The sequence below is a fragment of the Ruminococcus sp. Marseille-P6503 genome (assembly GCF_900604945.1).
Classification (GTDB): Bacteria; Bacillota; Clostridia; order Oscillospirales; family Ruminococcaceae; genus FB2012.
Genome location: NZ_UWPB01000002.1, coordinates 885,579 through 906,194 on the forward strand (window position 1 = coordinate 885,579; position 20,616 = coordinate 906,194).

Consider the following 20,616-nt stretch of genomic DNA (forward strand, 5'->3'; position numbering starts at 1 on the left):
TTGTAGGGCGAGTTTATTTTTAAAGCCTGACCATCGGACTATGTTAGAATCACCCTGTGTGTAGTACCTACGCACAGGGGATTTCGGTATTTATGGATACACACCAAAAGCAAATATATAAAAAAGGTTTAATTCTAGGTAAGTAAAAAAGCTTCACGTTATTTTTGTTTGTTTTGCAAAAGTTGTGATTTATATTAACAAAATTGGTATCTAATAATATAATTTTAGGAGTAAATTGAATATATTTGACTGTTTTATATTGAAAAGGAGGATTTTGCATGAAACGCAAAATAGTTTCACTTGCTTTGGCTGGCGTAATGTGCTTGTCTGTAACCGCTTGCGGGAAGAATACCCTTGCTAATAATTTTAGCCAATACGGAGTTTCCATATACGAGCAAACAGTTTACTATATCGGAAACGACGGCAGACTTATGTATTATGATATTGCTAACGAAAGCTCAGGGATTTTGTGCTTTTCTCCTAATTGCAAGCATGAGTTTTATGACCCTTCTGCGAATTCCTCCCCTGAATGTAATGCAGTTCCTAAATCGGAAAGCGGATTTTATTCCTCTGTGTGTACAAATGGACTTGTGTACTATACAACTTCACAAAATCTTTCTGCCTGTTTGTACGAATATGACTGCAAAAACGATACGGTAGATATGGTTTGCACTGTTGATAATTTTGAACCCCAAGGACTTTCTATAATTTGTCTTGAGGATAAGATTTTCTTTTACGGCTATGAGGTTAAAATAGACAACCTTAACGGCTCGGACAGCTCTGCGGATTGGTCGGTTTACTGTTATGATACTCAAAAAAAGGAAACCGAAAAGGTTCTTACTGTTTCGCATATTTCAAATATGTATCTTCATGATGACGAAATTTACATCTGTGCAATGCAAAGAAATGAAGATGATGAAAACGCAGATCCTACCTTTTCAACATATAAGTACAAAAAGGGTAAGTGCGAGAAAATCTTTGACGAATCTCTTTATTTTTATAACAACAGTAAAGGATTTTATGAAACAAAAGAAAACGGCGTTTTGAATATTTTGGAATATGATTTTAAAAGCGGAAAAACTCGGACTGTGGCAGAGGGAAATCCATATTACGCTTATGGTGATTATCTGATTTACGGAATTAAGGAAAGTGACGATAATATTTCCTTTTTTAAATATAACAGTACCTCGCAAAAATCTGAGAGTATAAGCTTTAACTCTGTAGTAATAAGCTATTTAGATGACAATTATGTAATTTACAGTGAAATAGATACTTATGGAGATGATCAGCACACATACATATGTAACACCGATAACTTTTTCCAAAACGAGGAGGGAAAGCTGATATCATGATAAAAGGTAAATTATCATTTGCTGTTGCAGCGGTAATGCTTTTGTGCGGCTGCTCCTCGGATTCAAATAGAAATAATCCTTCAAATGACAGCAGTATACCTGCTTCAAGTTATGTTTCAAATATGGGACTGGCGCCGTCATATGAAACCGTTTTGTACGAGATCCCCGACATTTCCGAGGTTAAATCCGGGGAATATGACAGCGGCAAAATCGTGTTTGTTGTTTCCGATTACAGCGGTGAGAAAGCTTTTGAAAACCAAAATAAAATAAATGAAATACTTAAAAATAAGGGATTTAAAAAGCAGCTTGAGTTTAAGCTTCTTGACGATATGAATTACAAGTCTGAGCTTGTTGATTACATAAACGGCGGAGGGCAGGCGGATATTCTTTTTACAAATGCCGCCTATGCGGACAAAAACGCCATTGGAGCATATCACGAATTTGTGGACAGAGGTTGGCTTTGTGATATTACCGAACTTGTAAATTCCTCTGAGGGAGAAAAGCTTAAAAACAGCTACAGCGAGACTTTCTGGACAGGTATGGAGATAAACGGGAAAATCTACGGAGTTGGACATAACATTACGACAGGCTATGGAATTTCCGCGGTTTTCAATACTGAGCTTTGCGGCAATTACGGCTTTGATCTGTCCACCTTTGACGGAAGTCTTGAAACCATAAGAGATTGGTGCTTTAAAATAAAGGAATCAAACATTTCCTGCGATATTTTTGAACCCCGAATTTCACTTTCAGGTGTTCTTCGCCTGTCGGGAATGTACGGCGACCCTCAGCTTTCACAATTTGGAATGGGAGCAAGAGAGGAAAACGGGATTCTTACTGCTGTTAACATTTATGAGGATCAAGGCTTTAAGAATACTGTAAAAACTCTTAGCGAAATATATTCAGGCGGCTGCTTTTATGATATTAATGCAAACGTCAGCTCGGGCAACTTTTTTGTGAAACTTGTTTCAACCTCCGCTGAGGGAAACAGCTTAGTTTTTGCATATGGAAATGAAAATATGTATGAAATTGAAACAACAGAAATAGAGCTTATTAAGCCTCAAAGCATTACTACTATAAATAACGTCAGCGGAGTGTGTACTCTTTCTCGGGATAAGGAAAGCGCCTTCGAGGCGTTGGCAATTATGTATTCAGACCCTGACATTTCAAATTTAATGGAGTACGGAACGACTGAATACAGCGAGGATTTAATCTCTCCTGGAATGTCCTTGGGAAACCATATTCTTACCTTTGCCGACAGTGAATTCCCAAAGGAAAAGGGAGATAAAAAACAGGCTATTCAAAGCTTTAACAGCTCTGTGGAGATAACACCCTTGTCAGGCTTCTGTCCTGATTATGAAAAGGGAAATTTCGCCGCTCTTTATAACGCAAACGCTCAGGGAGATTATCTTTATATGGGTATGTGCGGCTCAGACTGGGAAAGCATTATGACTGAGATGTCAAACCTAATGAAAGAAGCAGGAATCGACAATGCGATTTCGACAATCAATGAGGATTTAAACTAAATGATATAGATACCTATTGAAGGGAGTAATTAATCATGACCCTGACAATAAAGAATCTCACAAAGCAATACGGCGAATTCACAGCGTTAAAGGACTTCACCTACGAGTTCACCGCAGGCGTGTACGGTCTGCTTGGACCCAACGGCGCGGGAAAATCAACGCTGATGAATATAATCACCGACAATTTGAAAGCTACAAAGGGCGAGGTAAAGTTTGACGGAGTTTCCACAACCGAAATGGGAGCAGATTTCCGCAAAATCCTCGGCTTTATGCCCCAGCAGCAGGGAATATATCCAAACTTCACATTGGAAAGATTTCTCTACTATATGGCGGCTCTTAAAGGCATGAAAAAAGCCGAGGCGAAAGCTGATATTGACAGACTGCTAAGGCTTGTAAATTTGCAGGACAGTACCTCAAAACGTCTTGGGGGCTTTTCGGGCGGAATGAAACAGCGCGCGCTTATCGCTCAGGCAATGCTGGGCGATCCCAAAGTAATAATACTTGACGAGCCGACGGCAGGACTTGATCCTAAGGAACGTATAAGAATAAGAAATCTGATTGCGGAAATAGCCTTTGAAAAAATAGTTATCATCGCGACTCATGTTGTTTCGGATATCGAGTTTATCGCTAAGGAAGTCCTTTTGCTTAAAAAAGGCGAAATAATCGGCTCCGGCAAGCCTCATGAGCTGTGCGAAAAAATCGGCGGAAAGGTTTTTGAGATAAAAGCAAACGAAGAAAGCCTTGCCGAGATTTCTTCAAAATTCAAGGTAGGAAATATCTCAAAGGACGAAAAAAATATCTATGTAAGAGTTATCTCGGAAGATCCTCCTGCCGGTTATGACTTTAAATCCTGTAAGCCCGATCTGGAGGACTTGTACCTCTACTACTTTGATTAGGGGGCGGTAATATGCGGATATACTTAGGGGAATTAGTCAAAGCGTTCTGTAAGAAAACTACTGTCGCTATCTTCATTGCCCTCACTGTCCTTAACGGAGTTCTTCTTTGGGTAAATGAAAGTCAGAAAAACGATACATATACCACCGCCCTGTACAAGGCGGCTTTTTCGGATTTAGAGGGTCTGACTGCATGGCAGGCATACGAACAGGTCAGCTTGCAGCTGCAAAAATTACAGCTCACAGACCGTCTGTCTTATGGAGAGGATATTTCCGAAACGTTAAAGGAGTATCCTGAAATCGACGGCGAACAGCTCATAAATGACTATAAAAGCAAAAGCTATCTGAAATATACAAACGACAGCTTTTATGAGCAGCAGCTTTTAAAGGACGTTCTTGCGGAGGTCGAAAGCTGCGCGAAATATGATGAATACTTAACGGGAATTGACGAAGCCGCGGCTAAAATGACAGCTATCTCTCTCTTTGCAGACCCCGACAGCTTTAGTTTTAAGAACATTGTCAAAACTCCCGAAGATTTTGCCCACTTAAAAGGCTCGCAGCTTGAAATTGCCCCCTCAAAAGGAGTTTCAATGGCAGCGGATTTTCTTGCAACAGATCTGATAGCTTTGCTGATGATTATGACGGTTGTTGTGACGATTGTTACCCGTGAAAAAGAGTTAAATCAGATAGTGCTTTCAAGAACTGCGTTTAAGGGAAGAAAAACCTTAGGAGCAGCAAAGCTTTTTACTTGCTTTGCTGCGGCTCTTATAGCTGAAACAATTCTCTATGCTGTAAATTTCACTATTTCATATTTTACATATGGCTTTGGAGATCTTTCAAGACAAATTCAGTCGGTTTATGATTTTAACGGAAGTAATTTAAAAATCTCGGTTCTTGAATTTTTCATTCTTTTTTTAATCGCTAAGCTTGCGGTTTACTGCGTTTTTGCGGGGTTTATCTATCTTGTGACAGTTATCTCAAATACCGCAGTCAAGGTATACGGAATACTGGCTGTAACCATCGCGGCGGAGGCTGTGATGTATTACACGATACCAAGCGCAAGCTACCTTTGTCCGTTTAAATACATTAATATTCTTGCATACGCAAATACAAAGGATTTGTTTTCAAGCTATCTTAATCTTAACTTGTTCGGTGAGCCTGTAAACTATATTGCGGTATTTGTCATTTCAGCGGCAGTGCTTCTCATAGGATTTTCGGCAATATCGGTACTTGTTTTTTCAAAACAAAGGGTACTTAAAAGCCGTTCAAAAAAATTCAGCCTTGAAAAAATCAACATTTTCAAGGGCAGAACAACAAATCTGTTTTTGCAGGAATGCTATAAAATTTTCATAGGCGGCAAAGCTCTTATTATTCTTGCGGTGTTTGCGGCTGTTGTTGGTTTAACATATGAGCCCGAAAAAGAGAAATTTACATCGGTTGATGAAATTTATTACAAGCAGTATATGCTGAAATTAGAGGGAGAATATACTCCCCAAAAGCAAAAGATGATAGATGACGAGGAAGAAAAATTCGCGGAGGCTCAGATAAAAATGCTGGAAGAGCTGGCGAATACGGACGGCGACGGAATATTCATAATGATGAAATATCAGGACATTCTTGCTCCTCAGTACGCGTTTGAGCAGGTAAAACAACACGCTGAGTATCTGAAAACCACGGAAAACGGCGAGTTTGTTTACGACAGCGGATATAAGCTTTTAACAGGGGATAAATCCGCAGGAAACAAGGATCTGACCTTGGGACTAACCGCAATGGCAATGGTTATCTGCTGTCTGGTGTATGTTTATTCCATAGAATATCAGACGGGAGCAAACGTCTTGCTTAAAACCTCGGCAAAGGGCAGAGTAGACACGTTTCTGCGGAAATTTACAATAGGACTGATAATAGTTACAATAATTTATGTTCTCACCTATGCGCCTTACTTTTACAATGTGCTTAACGCTTACGGAACAAGAGGAATAGACGCGCCTATATGCTCTCTCGAAGCCTTTTCAGACTGGGATATGAGCATAAAAGCTTATCTTATCTTAATCAGCGTCGCACGTTATATTTCCCTTATATGCGCAATGCTGATAATATACTTTCTGTCAAGCAGATTAAAAAGCGTTATCGGGGCTTTCCTTGCAGGTACGGCGGTTTTGGTGCTTCCTATTCTCTTGTCACTGCTTGGAATCAAGTTCTTTGATTATGTACTGCTTAATCCTATTTTGATTGGGAATTTGTAAAGATATTATGGGAGGTTAAATACAATGAGCAGCTTTTCGACGGTTTACAGCGAATACTACTATTACTGCAGAATATCAAATGTTGAAGAAGCACAAAGTAAATTTATATGCTGTAATTCGATTTTAAGAGATGAAAGTAAAGGTACATCGTTAGCACTTCAATTATTTGAGGATAAATATGAAGAAGAAAAAACGAAGTTGTATGAAAAATACAAAAGGATATATGATGATTTTCTATCTTATTCCGATGCTCTTATTGATGGGAAGAAAATTGACAGCGAAGAAAAATATATCCGGTATATTCATAACCTAATGCGTATATCTAACGAAATGATAATTTTTACTAACCAGTATTTTGTATCATCATCAAATAAACTGCTGAAAAATAAATATGATTTTGATGGCAAAGATAAAAAGCTTTCTTATATAATCAATCAGAACAGAAACATCCCATATATAATCAATAGCGATTTAGTGGATAATTTTATTGATGGAAATAGTAATACTATTATGTTTTCTTTAGCAAGTGCTTTTTTAGTTATAGCAATAACATTAGGAATTTGGTTGTATAACTCATTTGCAGAAGCATTTAAAGAGAATACAAGTTTTATTACTATTATTATTAATAATTTTTTGGTACTTGTATTATTTGTGTGTTTTGCTTTTTTATTTATTTTTTATCTTGTATTGCTTATAAAATACAAACGAATATTTAAATTAAAAGAAGTAAAATATATGGCGCAGCGACGTAATCGTACATTAGTGTGTAATGCCTTTAAAACAAACTGGACAATGAAGAACATATTAAATATAATGAGTATGCTTAAAGAATTAAAGTAAAGTGCAATATATAGTTTTGACGGCTATAATATTACATAATGAATTTTACTCCATTTCGATTAAAACGGAATGGAGTTTTTTTATGCCCTTTTATATATGTTGGCAATGCTTAATTGCCAAATATCCATAGCCTTCGTTTTGATTCAAACGAAAAAAAGTAATCAAAACGGAGGTTAAAAAATGAAAAGTAAAAAACTCAGCGTGTATGACGCTGTAAATAAAAAATATACGGAAGTTGAGGTCAGCGATGAGGTTTATACATATTACAAAAGAACCGGGTGGGCTATTGAAAATAACGACAGATCATTTTACGAACATGAGATACAGTTTTCAATGCTAAAGGGCGGCACGGACGGAGCCTTTGAGAATTTTCACGAATTTATTGCAGCCGAGGATGTTACGGAAAAATATATCATGACAGAGGGACTGAATAAGGCATTGAAAATGATCTCTTCAAAAGACAGAGAGCTTATTGAACTGCTCTATTACAAGGAAATGACTGAGCGAGAATGCGCTGCGTATTACGGTATTAGTCAGAAAAATATACACAAAAAGAAAGTGAGAATTTTAGACAATCTTCACAAACTTTTGGGAAAGGCATGATTTTAGGGGTATCAAAACTCCGACTTTTTACCGTATACAAGCGTAAGAAGTATAAAACTGTTTCTTAAAGCAACTTGAAAACAGAATATCAACTCTGCAAGTACGTTAATCACACGGCTGGTATGAAATCTCAGCAGCCGCATGGGATACACGCCAAGACCTTCGATGAAAGAAACTGTAGGTGACAGATGCAGCGGACTTCATCGGCAGCGAGCGAAAAATGTAAATCTCAGACCTTTGAATAGCTTTCAAAGTCGGCGATGAAACGTGTGAGGATAATGATACTTCCATATAAGGGCTGAAAAAGCGCGGGTGAAACGCCCATGAGATCGGTAAGCTGCTGATCGCTTGCAGAGTTCCGTCGTGTCGGGGTTTGGAACAAATAACACGGAAAACGTCCGAAACGAAAATGAATCGGACGAAGGCAAAACGAGTTAAAGTTATTCCGTACTTCCGTTTTGACGGTACGGATATAACTCAAGTGCAGGAGTAGAGAATTTCTGTGCTTGAGTTATATACAGAATGGAGGATATGCGATTGCTGAATGAAAAGGATAAATCCGATTGGGATAAGGTACGTTGTAAACTTCTTAAAATCAAGAATAAAGATGAGGTTTACGTTAACGGAAATGAATGCCGTAAATGCGTATGGTCTAATACTGAATCGGGAAAAATATTATGCACCAAAAGGTGCGGAAGAAAAGGCGACAAAATATGAATAATACGAGGGAGGTCGTAAGATGTCAGGCTTTATAATAGGACTTTTAATAGGAGGATTTACAGGCGTTTTTGCAATGTGTCTTTGCACAGCTGCGGGGCAGGCGGATAGGCGTAAAAACTGCACAGGAAAAGACAAATAATTTCGTTGGGTTTGGTAATACCATTATGAAAATAATTGTGATATTGTTGTAAGGAGGAAACGGAATTGAATAAGGAAATTACAGAAATGTTCAATGACTGCGAGGTCACCATTGCGTTTAAGAATAAGGCGGAACCTATAAAAGATCAAGTGCTGTGGCTTATACTTGAAAGTTTTAAGGAACGCATAGAAACGCAGTTTGGCTTTACCGTTGATCCGTAAAAATACAGTTGGGAGGATAACCATGTCAGAAATAGTATACTGCCTTTACAGAGTTTCAACTGCTAAACAGGTGGATAAAGTCAAGGACGATATACCGATGCAGAGAGAAGCTTGCAGAGATTTTGCAAAGCGAATGGGCTGGACAGTGGAAAAAGAATTTCTTGAAAAAGGCGTGTCGGGCTTTAAGGTTTCTGCAACCGACAGAGACGCTATACAGGAATTGAAAGCCGCCGCTCTTAGAAATGAATTTCAGATTCTGCTGGTGTTTATGTTCGACAGGATAGGACGAATAGACGATGAAACGCCGTTTGTAGTAGAGTGGTTTGTAAAGCACGGCATCAGAGTATGGAGCGTTCAGGAAGGCGAACAACGGTTTGAAAGTCATGTGGACAAGCTTATGAATTACATACGTTTCTGGCAGGCATCGGGCGAATCAGAAAAGACTTCTATGAGAATAAAGACACGAATGCAGCAGTTAACGGCGGAGGGATGCTATACCGGAGGCGGAGTACCTTTTGGATATCAGCTTGAAAAGAGAGGTCGTCTTAACAAAAGAGGCAAGGAGATATATGACTTAGCTGTAAATCCAATAGAAGCCGAATGGGTAACGGTGATATTTGAGAAAACAGTCAAAGAGGGCTACGGTTCGCATAGACTGGCATCATTTATGAACGATAACGGCGTAAGGACACATAGTGGAGCGAAATTTCAGTGCAATACTATAATAAGGATACTGAGGAATAAGCTCACCTGCGGATACATGGTATCGGGTGAAACAGTTTCGCCTCATATGAAAGAGCTTCAGATTATAGACGAAAAGCTGTTTGAAAGGGCACAGTTCATACTGGATCAGAGAGCAAAAAAGAATGATGAGGAAAGACATATAGCTATGTCTACTAAAAGCCAGGCAATGCTGTCAGGCATAATGCACTGTGCTCACTGCGGAAGCAGACTTACGTCCAGTATGCATACTGAAAAGTATATTCTGAAATCCACAGGCGAAGTCAGAACTAAGCAATACCTAAGATATATGTGCTACCACAGAAGCAGAAAGCTTTGCGACTGCGACGGTCAGTCGGTATACTCGGCTGAAAAGGTTGACAATGCAATATGCAATGTGATGGCTGATATTTTTTCAAAAATCAGTGATGCTCCCGATGAAGCGGAGCTTAAAAGGGAATATAACAAGGAAATGCAGAAATGCAGAGCAAAACAGACCAAATTTAACGCTGAACTGAGAAAGTACAAGGCTCAGTATGAAAAGCTAAATGACGAAATAGCCAATACGCTGATAGGGGAGAGCTTCTACTCGCCGGAACAGCTTTCAGCAGCGATGACTACGGTACAGCAGAAGATCGACGTTATAAATCATCAGCTTGAAAAACTGAACAACGAGATAGAATTTAAAAGGGCTTCAATGGAAAAGGTAAGACCTATGTACGAACAGTTTAAGGGTTGGGCAGAGGAATTCAGACTTGCATCCATAGAGCAGAAAAAGATGATAATATCTCAGGTGACGAGTAGGATAGAGCTTGGCAGGGGATATAGGATAAGGATAACGCTTAATATGGAGTATGAGCAGTTTTGCGAGGGGTGGAATGCATTGGAGACGGGCGGGAAAACAGAATAATATATGAAGATTGTAATTAACAAAAATGTATTGATTTTATTATTAAAATGTGATATAATATAAATGACAATCAGCGAGGTATAATAATGGACAGAAGTGAATTAAACAAGGCTATAGACGAGTTTTGTATTATGGACGATACTTTTATGTCGGCTGTGTTTGACGGAGATAAGGAAACTGTGGCTTTGCTGCTGAATATTATATTAAACAGAAGCGATATGGAGGTCATAGAGGTGACCGCATAGCGAAGCTATAACAATTTACTGGATCGTTCGATACGGGTGGATATATTCGCAAAGGACAGCTCCGGCAAAGTATACGATATTGAGGTTCAGAGAAGCAGCGAGGGCGCCGATTGCCGCAGAGCAAGGTATCACAGCAGTATGATAGATACGAGGCTGCTTCGCAGAGGACAGAAATATTGCGAGTTTTCAGACAGCTATGTTATTTTCATAACAGAAGCCGACGTTATGGGCGAAGGCTTGCCGCTGTACGAGATCGAACGTGTTGTCAAACAGACAGGCGCGTGTTTTGGAGATAGGACACACATAATATATATTAACGGTGAAAACGAGGACGAAACGTCGCTGGGCAGACTTATGCATGATTTTAAGTGCAGAAACGCTGAGGATATGTATTATCCTCAGATCGCAGACAGAGTAAGGTACATTAAGGAATCCGAAGGAGGTCGGGAGTATATGTGCAGGATAATGGAAGAATTAAATCAAAAAGCGGCTATTGAAGAAAGAAAAAAGAATGCGTTGGCAATGATCAACAAAGGCAAGCTGTCATATGAGGAAATCTCGGAATACACAGGACTTTCGGTTGAGGAAGTTAAGGCTCTTGCAGATGGAAGGACAGCTTGAATATTTGATCAATTAGGAAAGTTGTTTTTTATGGGAGATGAAAGCAATGTCTGAAAGAATATATACGACTCAGCAGATACAGTCGATTCTGCGTCCTGTATTTATGAACCATAACGTGAAAAAAGCAATTCTTTTCGGGTCCTACGCAAAAGGTATTGCAAAAGAACAAAGCGATATTGATATTCTTGTTGACAGCGGTCTTAAAGGTCTAGCATTCTTCGGATTGTTGGAAGATGTTGTTACATCTCTTGACAAAAACGTTGATCTTTTGGATGTATCTCAGGTTGCACCTGATTCTGAGGTTGATAATGAGATATCAAAAAGCGGAGTGATAATATATGGTGGATAAGAACAAACAGATTCTAGGAAAGATATATAGTCATATAGTTTCCGTTTTGGATTATTGCAAAGATTGCAGCAGTTTGGAAGAGTTTGAGCAAGACTCCATGAGAGTAGAGGCTTGCGTGTTTAATCTTATGCAGATAGGCGAGCTTTCAAAGGTTTCTTTGTCAGATGATTTTAAATCCGGTATAAAAACAATACCTTGGAAACAGCTTTACGGTATGAGGAACAGGATAGTTCACGGTTATTCCGGCGTGGATATGAGAATTGTATGGGATACAATCCATGACGATCTGCCGTTGCTGAAGAATGAAATAAAAGCATATTTATAATATATATTTAACTTTCTTATATGGGATAGTTTAGTCTTTGCTTTATCTAAGCATGGAGGTATTCAAGAAATTGCATTATAGATTTTTATATATGCTTTTCGGATTTAAAAATACCTTTGTATTGAAATGAATTTATAATTTTAAACGTTCAGACTGTTTTGACAGTTTGGACGTTTTTTACATCTTATAAATACTTTACTGTTTGTTATTTTTCTAAGTGTGATTTGAGTGCTGGAAAATCCAAAGAATAAGAACAGGAAAACTTGTTTGAAAAATATAGGATTAATAAATAGACAATTTCAAACATGCGTAGGTTTGTTGACATAAATAATACAGCCATTATAATAAAATACATATATAAATGTCGAATAATATAATAATATATATTAAAATGTCGTAAAATAATTGGCGAAAATACGCTAAAATAACTTGAAACTTTAACTGATTTATGATATAATGTAATTAAATTGAGATTACTGTTTTTTGTGTGACAAATTTTGTTGGCGAGTATTTCGTTGAAGGATAATTGTATATTACCTTAACATTAAAATGCCTTAATAATAACTTTTATATAAAACCAATCCATTAAGCTTTGAAAGCGAAATTTTAATAAATGAGTTTTGAGAATTATAGTATGATATTCAAAAAAGATAAGGAAAGATGGGAGCAGTATAAAAAAACCGAAAGGGAAGATGTTTATGAACAATCAGTTAGAAGCTTATCCATCGGTAACTAATGAGATAGTGGATAATGCAAGTCGTTTTACGGAGTTTTTGTCATCAGACACTTTAGAACCTGTTCGTAAAAAGATAACAATTATCCCGAATATTGTAAAAGATATTTTGGATGTAGCATTAGACAATAAGAAATTAAAAATTCAGGATAATCAATTTAGGAAAAAGGCAAAATTAGCACAACATTATTTAGAATGTCAAGATAAGGATGCACAGAGGAAATATCACATTGAACTAGAAAAAATACATGCACAAACAGATACCATTATTGCAGAATTAGAACAAAAACGTAATATTAAATTGTCACATATTGAGTCAACCAGACAAACACAACTTCAAAAAATTCAATCAGATGAAAGTATCGAATTGACAAAAATTCAATATAAATACGAATTGGCACGACAAAAGCAAATAAATGAGAAGAAAATGTTTGAAAAAGTATTACGAGAAAGTAATAAACGATATGAAAGACAAATGAAAAATGTTGAAAGAGTACAATCGGAGTTGAGTGTTTTAATCAAAGCAATTGCTAATAAAATGATGAATGGTACAGTAAGTGATTATGAATGTAAATTGTTAGAACACTTTTCAAACTTAAAAATTCAAACATTAGATAAATCTTTTGATATTTCTGAAGGACTTCTAAAGATGTTTGCCGGAGGTGAATAGTTATAATATTCTTGGTTTTGCTTGTAATAATTTTAGTGGTTTTTATTTTAATTAGAAAAGCAAAAATAGATTGTAATTCATCAACAGATAGTGATTCAGCATATGAAAACAATAAATTTCCTCCCCTGTATAAATCTCAACATATTGAAGATTGTATTTCATCGGAGGATCTTCAGTATTACATATCATCTGAAACCCAACGGATAATTGATACTGTAGAAACAAGTAAAGACATGATAAAAAGTGCTATTGTAGCTGCTAATACCGAAATAAATACAGCGTGGCTTAATTCATATGAAAAAGTTATAAAAGTTTCAGCTAATTTAGATGAAAATCTTAAGCATCATGCTAAAAATGATTTGGTACAATCAAAGTTTCATTATTATACAAGCTTACATTTTCGTTCTATGACAGCTGCGAATATTGTTTACAAAGAATTTTGTGAAATAGATTCTAATTTCAATGATATAAATAATCTTATTGTCACTATAGCAAAAAATGGAAATACTACCGGATTATCAAAAGCACAAATATTTTCAACAAAGGATACATTAAAAGAATTACGAAAAGTATTTCTTGATCGTGTTCATGAATTAAATGAGCAAACAGCCACTTTAAGAGATAAAATAGGTCGAGAATGTGGAGAAAGAGGTCACCGATGGTGGGAGGAAAGAATGAGAAATCATAGTTGATAACCTTCACGCAGTTTAATCCCTAAAGTCCAAACTGCGTTTTAATTCTGAAAATCCCACAAATGCAATCTTTTCTTTATTTTGCATTATTAATCATAATCCAAACCCTTTAGTACACTTTTATCATGTCATCTATTTCATAGTCCCAATATGTGTTGGGACTATGAAATAGATGTCCACCCCTGAAAGCCCGTATTTACAGGCTTTTTTGATGTTTAGGGGACGAAAATTTTCAGTGTAAAACTGTAGATGTTTTTTACTTGTTTTGAGCGACTGGTGGGGTTCGAACCCTCGACAAATGAATATTGTCAAATAAATCGGTAGGATTTAAGTAGTTTAGCTTTAATCTTACCTAATTTTATGCAAAAACATTCACAAAGTTTTCAATCCAACTTTGTTGGATTTGACCGTTTTATCAATTCTCAATGCCGGAGAATCTTATCACGAAATGTGATAAGCGACAAGACGGTCTTTTTTTATTTCTCAAGGAGGGACGTGATTCCCATGTGGTTTTAAAGCTGCTGATTGAAAGCTAAAAAAGGAGGAAATGGAATGATAGGAGTATTGATTATACATAAAGGCAATAATTTCTTAGGTGACAAGCAGGATAGAGCTTGGCAGGGGATATAGGATAAGGATAACACTTAATATGGAGTATGAGCAGTTTGGCGAGGGGTGGGAGGGGTTAAATAACTAAAAATATAGGAATGAAATCCTAAAACTCTTGACAAATGATTATTTTTGGAGTATAATGCATATAATAAGACTGTTAGGGGGCTTGTATATGTACAATCGTATTGAGAGAACGGTATATCTGGAGTGGCTTAAAAATTGGAGGGAAAGACAGATTATCAAGGTCGTATCGGGAGTTCGGCGTTGTGGCAAATCTACGCTGTTTGATATTTACAAGGATTGGCTTAATGAAAACGGAATAGAGCCGCAGCAGATCATCAGTATTAATTTTGAGGATATCGAGTATGAGTATCTTTCCGATTATCATATGCTGTATTCATATATAAAGGGGCGTTTACTGTCTGACAAGATGAATTATATCTTTTTAGATGAGATACAGCACGTTGATCAGTTCGAGAAAGTCGTGGACAGTCTGTTCCTTAAAGAGAACTGCGATGTGTATATTACAGGCTCTAACGCTTATTTTATGTCAGGTGAGCTTGCTACGGTTTTAACAGGCAGATATGTAGAACTGAAAATGCTGCCGTTATCATTCAAGGAATTTTGTTCCGGACTTGAAAATTCTGAAAGCATGAGTAATGCACAGAAGTTCAATCTTTATCTTGAACAAAGTTCTTTTCCATATTTGGTGAAATACAAAAGCAGTAAAAGTGAGGTCAGAGATTACCTTCGGGACATTTATAACTCCGTTTTGTTGAAAGACATTGTTGCAAGACTTAAAGTATCAGACGTTACTACTCTTGAAAATGTAACAAAATTTCTTATGCATAATATAGGTAATATTGTATCTGCAACCAAGATTGCAAATACGCTGAAATCTCAGGGTAAAGGCGCGGATCAGAAAACCATTGACAAGTATCTTCGCGGTCTTACCGATAGTCTGATGTTTTATGAGGCACAGAGGTATAACCTTAAAGGCAAAATGTTCCTAAAAACCAACAGCAAATATTATGCTGTGGATATAGGACTCAGAAATATGCTGGTGAAAAGCAGCGAAAGCGATATTGGACATATTCTTGAAAATATAGTTTTCCTTGAACTGAAACGCAGAGGATTTGACGTATATGTTGGACATTTGGATGATAGTGAAATTGATTTTGTAGCGGTAAACGGTGATGATATTTCCTATTATCAGGTGTCTGCAACAACTCTCGATGAAAACACATTGAAAAGAGAATTAACTCCATTTAAGCGGGTTGGCGATAATTATCCTAAATATCTGCTTACGCTGGATGAGGTTTTCGGTACTGCTGATTACAACGGTATAAAAAAGATGAATGTATTGGATTGGCTTCTAAATTAGGTAAGGTTTATCAATGTGATTTTAGAGCTGAATATATTTTCAAAATTCAACAAATTGCTAAATTAAAAGTTATAATTATAATATGGCATATGAATTGCTAAATGTGTAGTTCATGTGCCATATTTTTATATGATAAAATGTAATTTATTTAAGTGTTATTTTTTAAAATTATAGAGTAATAAAATAGGTGGTTCTTTGTGAAATAGCAACATTTATAGAGCAGAAAAAGATGATAATATCTCAGGTGACAAGCAGGATGGAGCTTGGGGGATATAAGGTAAGGATAATGCTTAATATGGAGTATGAGTAGTTTTGTGAGGAGTGAAAGAGTTGAACGATGAAGTTATAATGAAACTATCAAACCATTTTTGATTTTTAACTTTAAGAGCTTAAAATGTTAGCTGTTAATGACAGCAATCATATTGTTGGAGAACTTGCCTTTATAAATTAGCAATGTTAGATAACTGCAGAAATAAAGAATCGTTTCATAAGTTTATTGTATCGAAAAATGCTATAAAAAATTATCAAAAAATAATTGAAATATTAGGAGATTTATGTTATAATTAAGCAAAAAATGTTGAATACATATCGAATGTAACGAGGTGTTTATGATACATAAACTTCGTAACAAAGAAAGATGCAATTTTGAAATGGTAAAATAAAAAATGGATATTTTACTCGAAAGGATGTGACAAGAATGGCAAAAAACAAGTATCACTTTGAACGATTAACACCAACAGACAGCATTGATTTGAATGTATACGAGGAAGCAATAGACTATGTGTTCGATAATCCTGATGTTAGAAATGTAGCTATTTCCGGTGCGTATAGTGCTGGAAAAAGCAGTATTTTGGCTTCATATAAGAAAAAGCATAGTAATAAGAGTTTTCTGCATATTTCACTTGCACATTTTCAATCTCTAAATGAGAAAGAGATAACAGAAACAACAGAGGTAGCAGAAACAACGGAAGTAAAAGAATCAGTATTAGAGGGGAAAATTCTAAATCAACTGATACATCAAATTCCATCGGACAAAATTCCGCAGACCAATTTTAGGGTAAAAAAAAGAATTAGCACTGCAAGCATTATAATAAAGACATTAGAAACCATTGCTCTTTTGACTGCAATCCTTTATTTTGTATTTTTTGACTTGTGGAAAAGTTATGTATCCACCTTGCCTGCTAACTGGTTAAAATCAATTTTGGAGTTATCTGCACACCAATATGCTCTAATGATAGACGGCATTATTATAATCGCCTTGTCATCTTTTCTTATATATGGATTGATTAAAATTCAAAAGAATAAGAATGTTTTTCGCAAATTGAATTTGAAAGGTAATGAAATTGAAATATTTGAAGAAAGTGACGATTCCTATTTTGACAAATATCTCAATGAAGTGTTATATCTTTTTGAAAATGTAGATGCTGATGTTATTGTCTTTGAAGATATGGATCGGTTTAATGCAAACAAAATTTTTGAACGCCTTCGAGAAGTAAACACACTTGTCAATATTCAACTTCAAAAAGGAAATAAAAAGGACAAAAGGATTCTCCGCTTTTTCTATTTATTGCGTGATGATATTTTTGTATCAAAAGACAGAACAAAGTTTTTTGACTATATTATTCCTGTCGTTCCGGTTGTAGATAGTTCCAACTCCTACGATCAGTTTATTTCCCACTTCAAAAAAGGTGGACTATTTGAAAAATTTGATGAAAGTTTCTTGCAAGGGTTATCGTTATACATTGACGATATGCGTCTTTTGAAAAATATCTACAATGAATTTATAATTTATTATAACAGGTTAAATATCACGGAACTTGATTGTAATAAAATGCTTGCTATTATTGCATACAAAAATCTATTTCCGCGCGATTTTGCCGACTTGCAACTTAACCAAGGGTTTGTATATACTCTTTTCAATAAAAAAGATAATTTCATTGAAGCTGAAAGGGTAGAAATAGAAAAGGCTATTGACGAAAGACAGCAAAGAATCTCCATTTCTGAAAAAGAACACCTTGTGTCTATGCGAGAGTTAAATGCTGTGTTTGCAGACAAGTATTTAAGAAGTTATAGTTGGTCACGACGAAATGATAGTGATTTATCAGATTTTGTGATGAGCAATTTGGACGGAAGCAATAAAAATGAATATTTATCTCGTAAACTGATACTTAAAGATAAATTAAGTAAAAATAGCGATGAATTACACCGAGAAATCCTCAACTTGGAGCAAAAGCTAATTAAAATCCAAGAGAAACAACTTCATCAAATTATTACTCGAGATAATATTGATACAGTATTCAGTGTTACAAGCACAAATGAAATTGGAACGGTAACAAATTTTAATGAGATAAAGAGCAGCGAATATTTTGATCTCTTAAAATATCTTATTCGCAATGGATATATTGATGAAACCTATGCAGACTATATGACCTATTTTTATGAGAATAGTCTTAGTCGTATTGATAAGACTTTCTTGCGCAGTGTAACTGATAGAAAGGCCAAAGAGTATACCTATCAGTTAAAGAATCCTGCACTGGTTGTTTCACGACTTAGATTGGTGGATTTCGATCAGGAAGAAATCCTTAACTTTGATTTGCTTACATATTTGTTGCAGACTCAATCTCATATTCAATATCTTGAAAGGTTTATCAACCAGCTTAGAGAAACAAAAAATTTTAAGTTTATAGGTGCATACTTTGATGTTACACCTGAAATGCCAGCCTATATTAAATATCTCAACGTAAGGTGGCCGGAAGTATTTAACACGGTTCTTGAAGAAAAGTCCCTCGCTGAAAGGCAAATCCGTAAATATTCGATTTTTTCAATTTATTATTCTGATGACGATACAATAAAGTTGATTAACCAAGACGACTGCCTTTGTAATTATATTTCCAATGCTCGTGATTACCTTGCAATATATGAACCTGATATCGACAAACTAGTTCATGGATTTAAGTTGCTTGACGTATGCTTTGTTGGTTTTGATTACGGAACTATCAATAAGGATTTATTTCACGCAGTTTACAAGGAATCTTTATATGAGATCAACGCTGAGAATCTGAGACTTATTCAGACTGAAGTTTTGGGTGTAAAGAATGATGAGGATATTATCCATAAGAACTATACACTTCTGCTTTCGCACCCAAATTCTGAAATAACTCAGTATGTCAATCAGAACATAAATAAGTATTTTGATGTTATCTTACAGATGAGCGGAGAAACTATTCTGGACGATGAAAATGTTGCTATTGATATATTAAATAATCCTGATCTCGAAGTTGAACATAAACAGTCTTATATCTCTGCCTTACGGACAACCATTATTTGCATAAAGGAAATAACTGATAGTGCTTTGTGGTCTCCGTTGTTGGACGCTAATATAGTACAATATTCAGAAACCAACATTATAGACTGTTTTAGTGCTTTGAAACTTAATGAAAGCGTTATTTCCTATATCAACAGATGTAATATTGACTTAGATTTTTCAAAGCTCGAATTTGACGATGCAATCAAAGAAAAATTGTTTGATAGCGCGATAATATGCAATTCGATTGAAAATTCAAAGTATGAACAGATATTAGTGTCATTGAAGTTTTATTATGATAATTTTGGCATTGTGGATATTTCCAATGATAAAATTGAAATTTTGATAAATACAAACATTATTAGAATGACCGCAGACAATTTGAATTTCTTGAGAGAAAACTATCCTGATCAGAATTTTAATTTTATTCGCAAGAACATAGAACGATATATTGATATAATCGATAGCAATTTATTTTTACAAAAGGAATTATTGGAGATACTTACTTGGGATATTAGTGATGAACTTAAAATCAAACTGCTTGAATTCTCCGATAGTGCAATCTCTGTGATAGGAAAGAATTATTCTACATCTGTATGTCTACATATTCTTAACAATAATTTGATGCGTTCTGATTTGATGACTTTGTTTTCATCATTTGAACAATGGGACGATGTGATTCAAACAAAAATATTTGCTCATGCAGTAAATAACATAACGGACATTTTAGATAATCCAAATAACATTTCACAGAAGCTAAGAGATGATCTTCTTCGTACAGACGAATTAAGTAAAGACACAAGAATTGATCTTCTAATAGCTATATTGCCTAATCTTAGCGAGGACTACATAAAAGAGATTCTCACTTTGCTTAACTTAAATGACTATCTCAAAATATTTGATACTCGCAGTAGACCAAAATTTGAAGTCAATGATGAGAATGAGAGATTGTTGACAGCATTTAAAGACAATCAGTATATTGAGGATTACAAAGTGGATGCAATTAGAGATGACTACTTTAAGATAATAAGGAAAAAGCAATCTAATGATAAAGCCTTAATGAAGATATAATATAATTATTAGAGTTTACAGTAAAAAATAGTTTTATATAATTAAGCTTTATTTTGGTACAATCTCTACCACTGCTAGAGCATGCGGCTGTTAACCGCAGGGTCGTTGGTTCGAGTCCAACTTGGGGAGCCAAGAAAAAGTCTGTAAACAAAGCGTTTACGGGCTTTTTTACTGCCTGTTTTGGCTGGAGTTAAATGTGCAAATATATAAGCGTTGTTTGTAAATATGCATAAGTTATACTGTATAATTTAGTGCAAAACGCCGATTTTATAAGAAAAATTCACGACAAAGTGATCTTTTTATATTTCTAAAAAAATAAGGAGAATCTTTATAGCAGTAGTTTCGGCTGTGTATGCTTTATCAGTAATGACAATAACGGAGTCTGTAAACGGCGATGTTGCTGGAGCGGTCACAAGCAAATGGATTACTGCAAGATCGCAGGTCGT

19 protein-coding genes are annotated in these 20,616 nt (G+C 35.7%); all 19 read left to right on the plus strand.

Annotated features, from left to right (window positions below; genetic code table 11):
- Positions 1 to 278 precede the first annotated feature (278 nt).
- The 19 genes from EIH25_RS10275 to EIH25_RS10350 all read left to right on the plus strand — a co-directional run bounded on the left by EIH25_RS10275 (position 279) and on the right by EIH25_RS10350 (position 20,170).
- On the plus strand, positions 279 to 1,352 hold the full coding sequence (locus EIH25_RS10275; RefSeq protein WP_124100956.1) for a hypothetical protein: 1,074 nt from the start codon (positions 279 to 281) through the stop codon (positions 1,350 to 1,352).
- Positions 1,349 to 2,875 (plus strand): hypothetical protein, encoded by a 1,527-nt coding sequence (locus tag EIH25_RS10280; RefSeq protein ID WP_124100957.1) that lies wholly within the window; start codon positions 1,349 to 1,351, stop codon positions 2,873 to 2,875. The genes EIH25_RS10275 and EIH25_RS10280 overlap by 4 nt, the downstream gene beginning before the upstream one ends.
- Before the next feature lie 35 nt (positions 2,876 to 2,910).
- Entirely contained in the window at positions 2,911 to 3,771 is an 861-nt protein-coding gene (locus EIH25_RS10285; RefSeq protein ID WP_124100958.1) for an ABC transporter ATP-binding protein, read from the plus strand.
- 11 nt (positions 3,772 to 3,782) lie between these two features.
- Positions 3,783 to 6,011 carry a hypothetical protein gene (locus tag EIH25_RS10290; RefSeq protein WP_124100959.1) on the plus strand — a complete coding sequence of 743 codons (2,229 nt, stop codon included), beginning with the start codon at positions 3,783 to 3,785 and terminating at the stop codon, positions 6,009 to 6,011.
- A gap of 24 nt (positions 6,012 to 6,035) precedes the next feature.
- Positions 6,036 to 6,851 carry a hypothetical protein gene (locus EIH25_RS10295; RefSeq protein WP_124100960.1) on the plus strand — a complete coding sequence of 272 codons (816 nt, stop codon included), beginning with the start codon at positions 6,036 to 6,038 and terminating at the stop codon, positions 6,849 to 6,851.
- Between the two features lie 180 nt (positions 6,852 to 7,031).
- Complete coding sequence (locus EIH25_RS10300; protein WP_124100961.1) at positions 7,032 to 7,454, plus strand: sigma factor-like helix-turn-helix DNA-binding protein; 423 nt, start codon at positions 7,032 to 7,034, stop codon at positions 7,452 to 7,454.
- A 537-nt stretch (positions 7,455 to 7,991) separates the two neighbouring features.
- Positions 7,992 to 8,171, plus strand: a complete 180-nt coding sequence (locus tag EIH25_RS10305) for a hypothetical protein (RefSeq protein WP_124100962.1) — start codon at positions 7,992 to 7,994, stop codon at positions 8,169 to 8,171.
- A gap of 22 nt (positions 8,172 to 8,193) precedes the next feature.
- Positions 8,194 to 8,313, plus strand: a complete 120-nt coding sequence (locus EIH25_RS10310) for a DUF3789 domain-containing protein (protein ID WP_124100963.1) — start codon at positions 8,194 to 8,196, stop codon at positions 8,311 to 8,313.
- Between the two features lie 65 nt (positions 8,314 to 8,378).
- Positions 8,379 to 8,534: a hypothetical protein gene (locus tag EIH25_RS12475; RefSeq protein ID WP_164489217.1), complete on the plus strand. Its 156-nt coding sequence runs from the start codon at positions 8,379 to 8,381 to the stop codon at positions 8,532 to 8,534.
- A 22-nt stretch (positions 8,535 to 8,556) separates the two neighbouring features.
- Positions 8,557 to 10,164 carry a recombinase family protein gene (locus tag EIH25_RS10315; RefSeq protein WP_124100964.1) on the plus strand — a complete coding sequence of 536 codons (1,608 nt, stop codon included), beginning with the start codon at positions 8,557 to 8,559 and terminating at the stop codon, positions 10,162 to 10,164.
- Positions 10,165 to 10,250: 86 nt separating this feature from the next.
- Positions 10,251 to 10,409 carry a hypothetical protein gene (locus tag EIH25_RS12480; protein ID WP_164489218.1) on the plus strand — a complete coding sequence of 53 codons (159 nt, stop codon included), beginning with the start codon at positions 10,251 to 10,253 and terminating at the stop codon, positions 10,407 to 10,409.
- A 30-nt stretch (positions 10,410 to 10,439) separates the two neighbouring features.
- On the plus strand, positions 10,440 to 11,030 hold the full coding sequence (locus EIH25_RS10320) for a PD-(D/E)XK nuclease family transposase (RefSeq protein ID WP_279254445.1): 591 nt from the start codon (positions 10,440 to 10,442) through the stop codon (positions 11,028 to 11,030).
- Between the two features lie 46 nt (positions 11,031 to 11,076).
- Positions 11,077 to 11,379 carry a nucleotidyltransferase domain-containing protein gene (locus tag EIH25_RS10325; RefSeq protein WP_164489220.1) on the plus strand — a complete coding sequence of 101 codons (303 nt, stop codon included), beginning with the start codon at positions 11,077 to 11,079 and terminating at the stop codon, positions 11,377 to 11,379.
- A complete protein-coding gene (locus EIH25_RS10330; RefSeq protein ID WP_124100967.1) occupies positions 11,369 to 11,704 on the plus strand; it encodes a HepT-like ribonuclease domain-containing protein in 336 nt (111 codons plus the stop codon). Before EIH25_RS10325 ends, EIH25_RS10330 begins: the two co-directional genes overlap by 11 nt.
- 698 nt (positions 11,705 to 12,402) lie before the next feature.
- The gene (locus tag EIH25_RS10335; RefSeq protein WP_124100968.1) at positions 12,403 to 13,107 is read left to right on the plus strand and encodes a hypothetical protein; all 705 of its coding nucleotides are present in this window, start codon (positions 12,403 to 12,405) and stop codon (positions 13,105 to 13,107) included.
- Between the two features lie 17 nt (positions 13,108 to 13,124).
- Positions 13,125 to 13,799, plus strand: a complete 675-nt coding sequence (locus tag EIH25_RS10340; protein WP_124100969.1) for a hypothetical protein — start codon at positions 13,125 to 13,127, stop codon at positions 13,797 to 13,799.
- A gap of 784 nt (positions 13,800 to 14,583) precedes the next feature.
- Complete coding sequence (locus tag EIH25_RS10345; protein WP_124100970.1) at positions 14,584 to 15,795, plus strand: ATP-binding protein; 1,212 nt, start codon at positions 14,584 to 14,586, stop codon at positions 15,793 to 15,795.
- 187 nt (positions 15,796 to 15,982) lie between these two features.
- Entirely contained in the window at positions 15,983 to 16,105 is a 123-nt protein-coding gene (locus EIH25_RS12690; protein ID WP_279254439.1) for a hypothetical protein, read from the plus strand.
- Positions 16,106 to 16,492: 387 nt separating this feature from the next.
- Positions 16,493 to 20,170: a hypothetical protein gene (locus EIH25_RS10350; protein WP_124100971.1), complete on the plus strand. Its 3,678-nt coding sequence runs from the start codon at positions 16,493 to 16,495 to the stop codon at positions 20,168 to 20,170.
- Positions 20,171 to 20,616 lie beyond the last annotated feature (446 nt).

Coding starts and splice junctions, on each gene's coding strand:
- EIH25_RS10350 (WP_124100971.1), top strand. CDS start 16,493: ATGGCAAAAAACAAGTATCACTTTGAACGATTAACACCAACAGACAGC.
- EIH25_RS10315 (WP_124100964.1), top strand. CDS start 8,557: ATGTCAGAAATAGTATACTGCCTTTACAGAGTTTCAACTGCTAAACAG.
- EIH25_RS10295 (WP_124100960.1), top strand. CDS start 6,036: ATGAGCAGCTTTTCGACGGTTTACAGCGAATACTACTATTACTGCAGA.
- EIH25_RS10285 (WP_124100958.1), top strand. CDS start 2,911: ATGACCCTGACAATAAAGAATCTCACAAAGCAATACGGCGAATTCACA.
- EIH25_RS10300 (WP_124100961.1), top strand. CDS start 7,032: ATGAAAAGTAAAAAACTCAGCGTGTATGACGCTGTAAATAAAAAATAT.
- EIH25_RS10335 (WP_124100968.1), top strand. CDS start 12,403: ATGAACAATCAGTTAGAAGCTTATCCATCGGTAACTAATGAGATAGTG.
- EIH25_RS10275 (WP_124100956.1), top strand. CDS start 279: ATGAAACGCAAAATAGTTTCACTTGCTTTGGCTGGCGTAATGTGCTTG.
- EIH25_RS12480 (WP_164489218.1), top strand. CDS start 10,251: ATGGACAGAAGTGAATTAAACAAGGCTATAGACGAGTTTTGTATTATG.
- EIH25_RS10330 (WP_124100967.1), top strand. CDS start 11,369: ATGGTGGATAAGAACAAACAGATTCTAGGAAAGATATATAGTCATATA.
- EIH25_RS10280 (WP_124100957.1), top strand. CDS start 1,349: ATGATAAAAGGTAAATTATCATTTGCTGTTGCAGCGGTAATGCTTTTG.
- EIH25_RS10325 (WP_164489220.1), top strand. CDS start 11,077: ATGTCTGAAAGAATATATACGACTCAGCAGATACAGTCGATTCTGCGT.
- EIH25_RS10290 (WP_124100959.1), top strand. CDS start 3,783: ATGCGGATATACTTAGGGGAATTAGTCAAAGCGTTCTGTAAGAAAACT.
- EIH25_RS10310 (WP_124100963.1), top strand. CDS start 8,194: ATGTCAGGCTTTATAATAGGACTTTTAATAGGAGGATTTACAGGCGTT.
- EIH25_RS10345 (WP_124100970.1), top strand. CDS start 14,584: ATGTACAATCGTATTGAGAGAACGGTATATCTGGAGTGGCTTAAAAAT.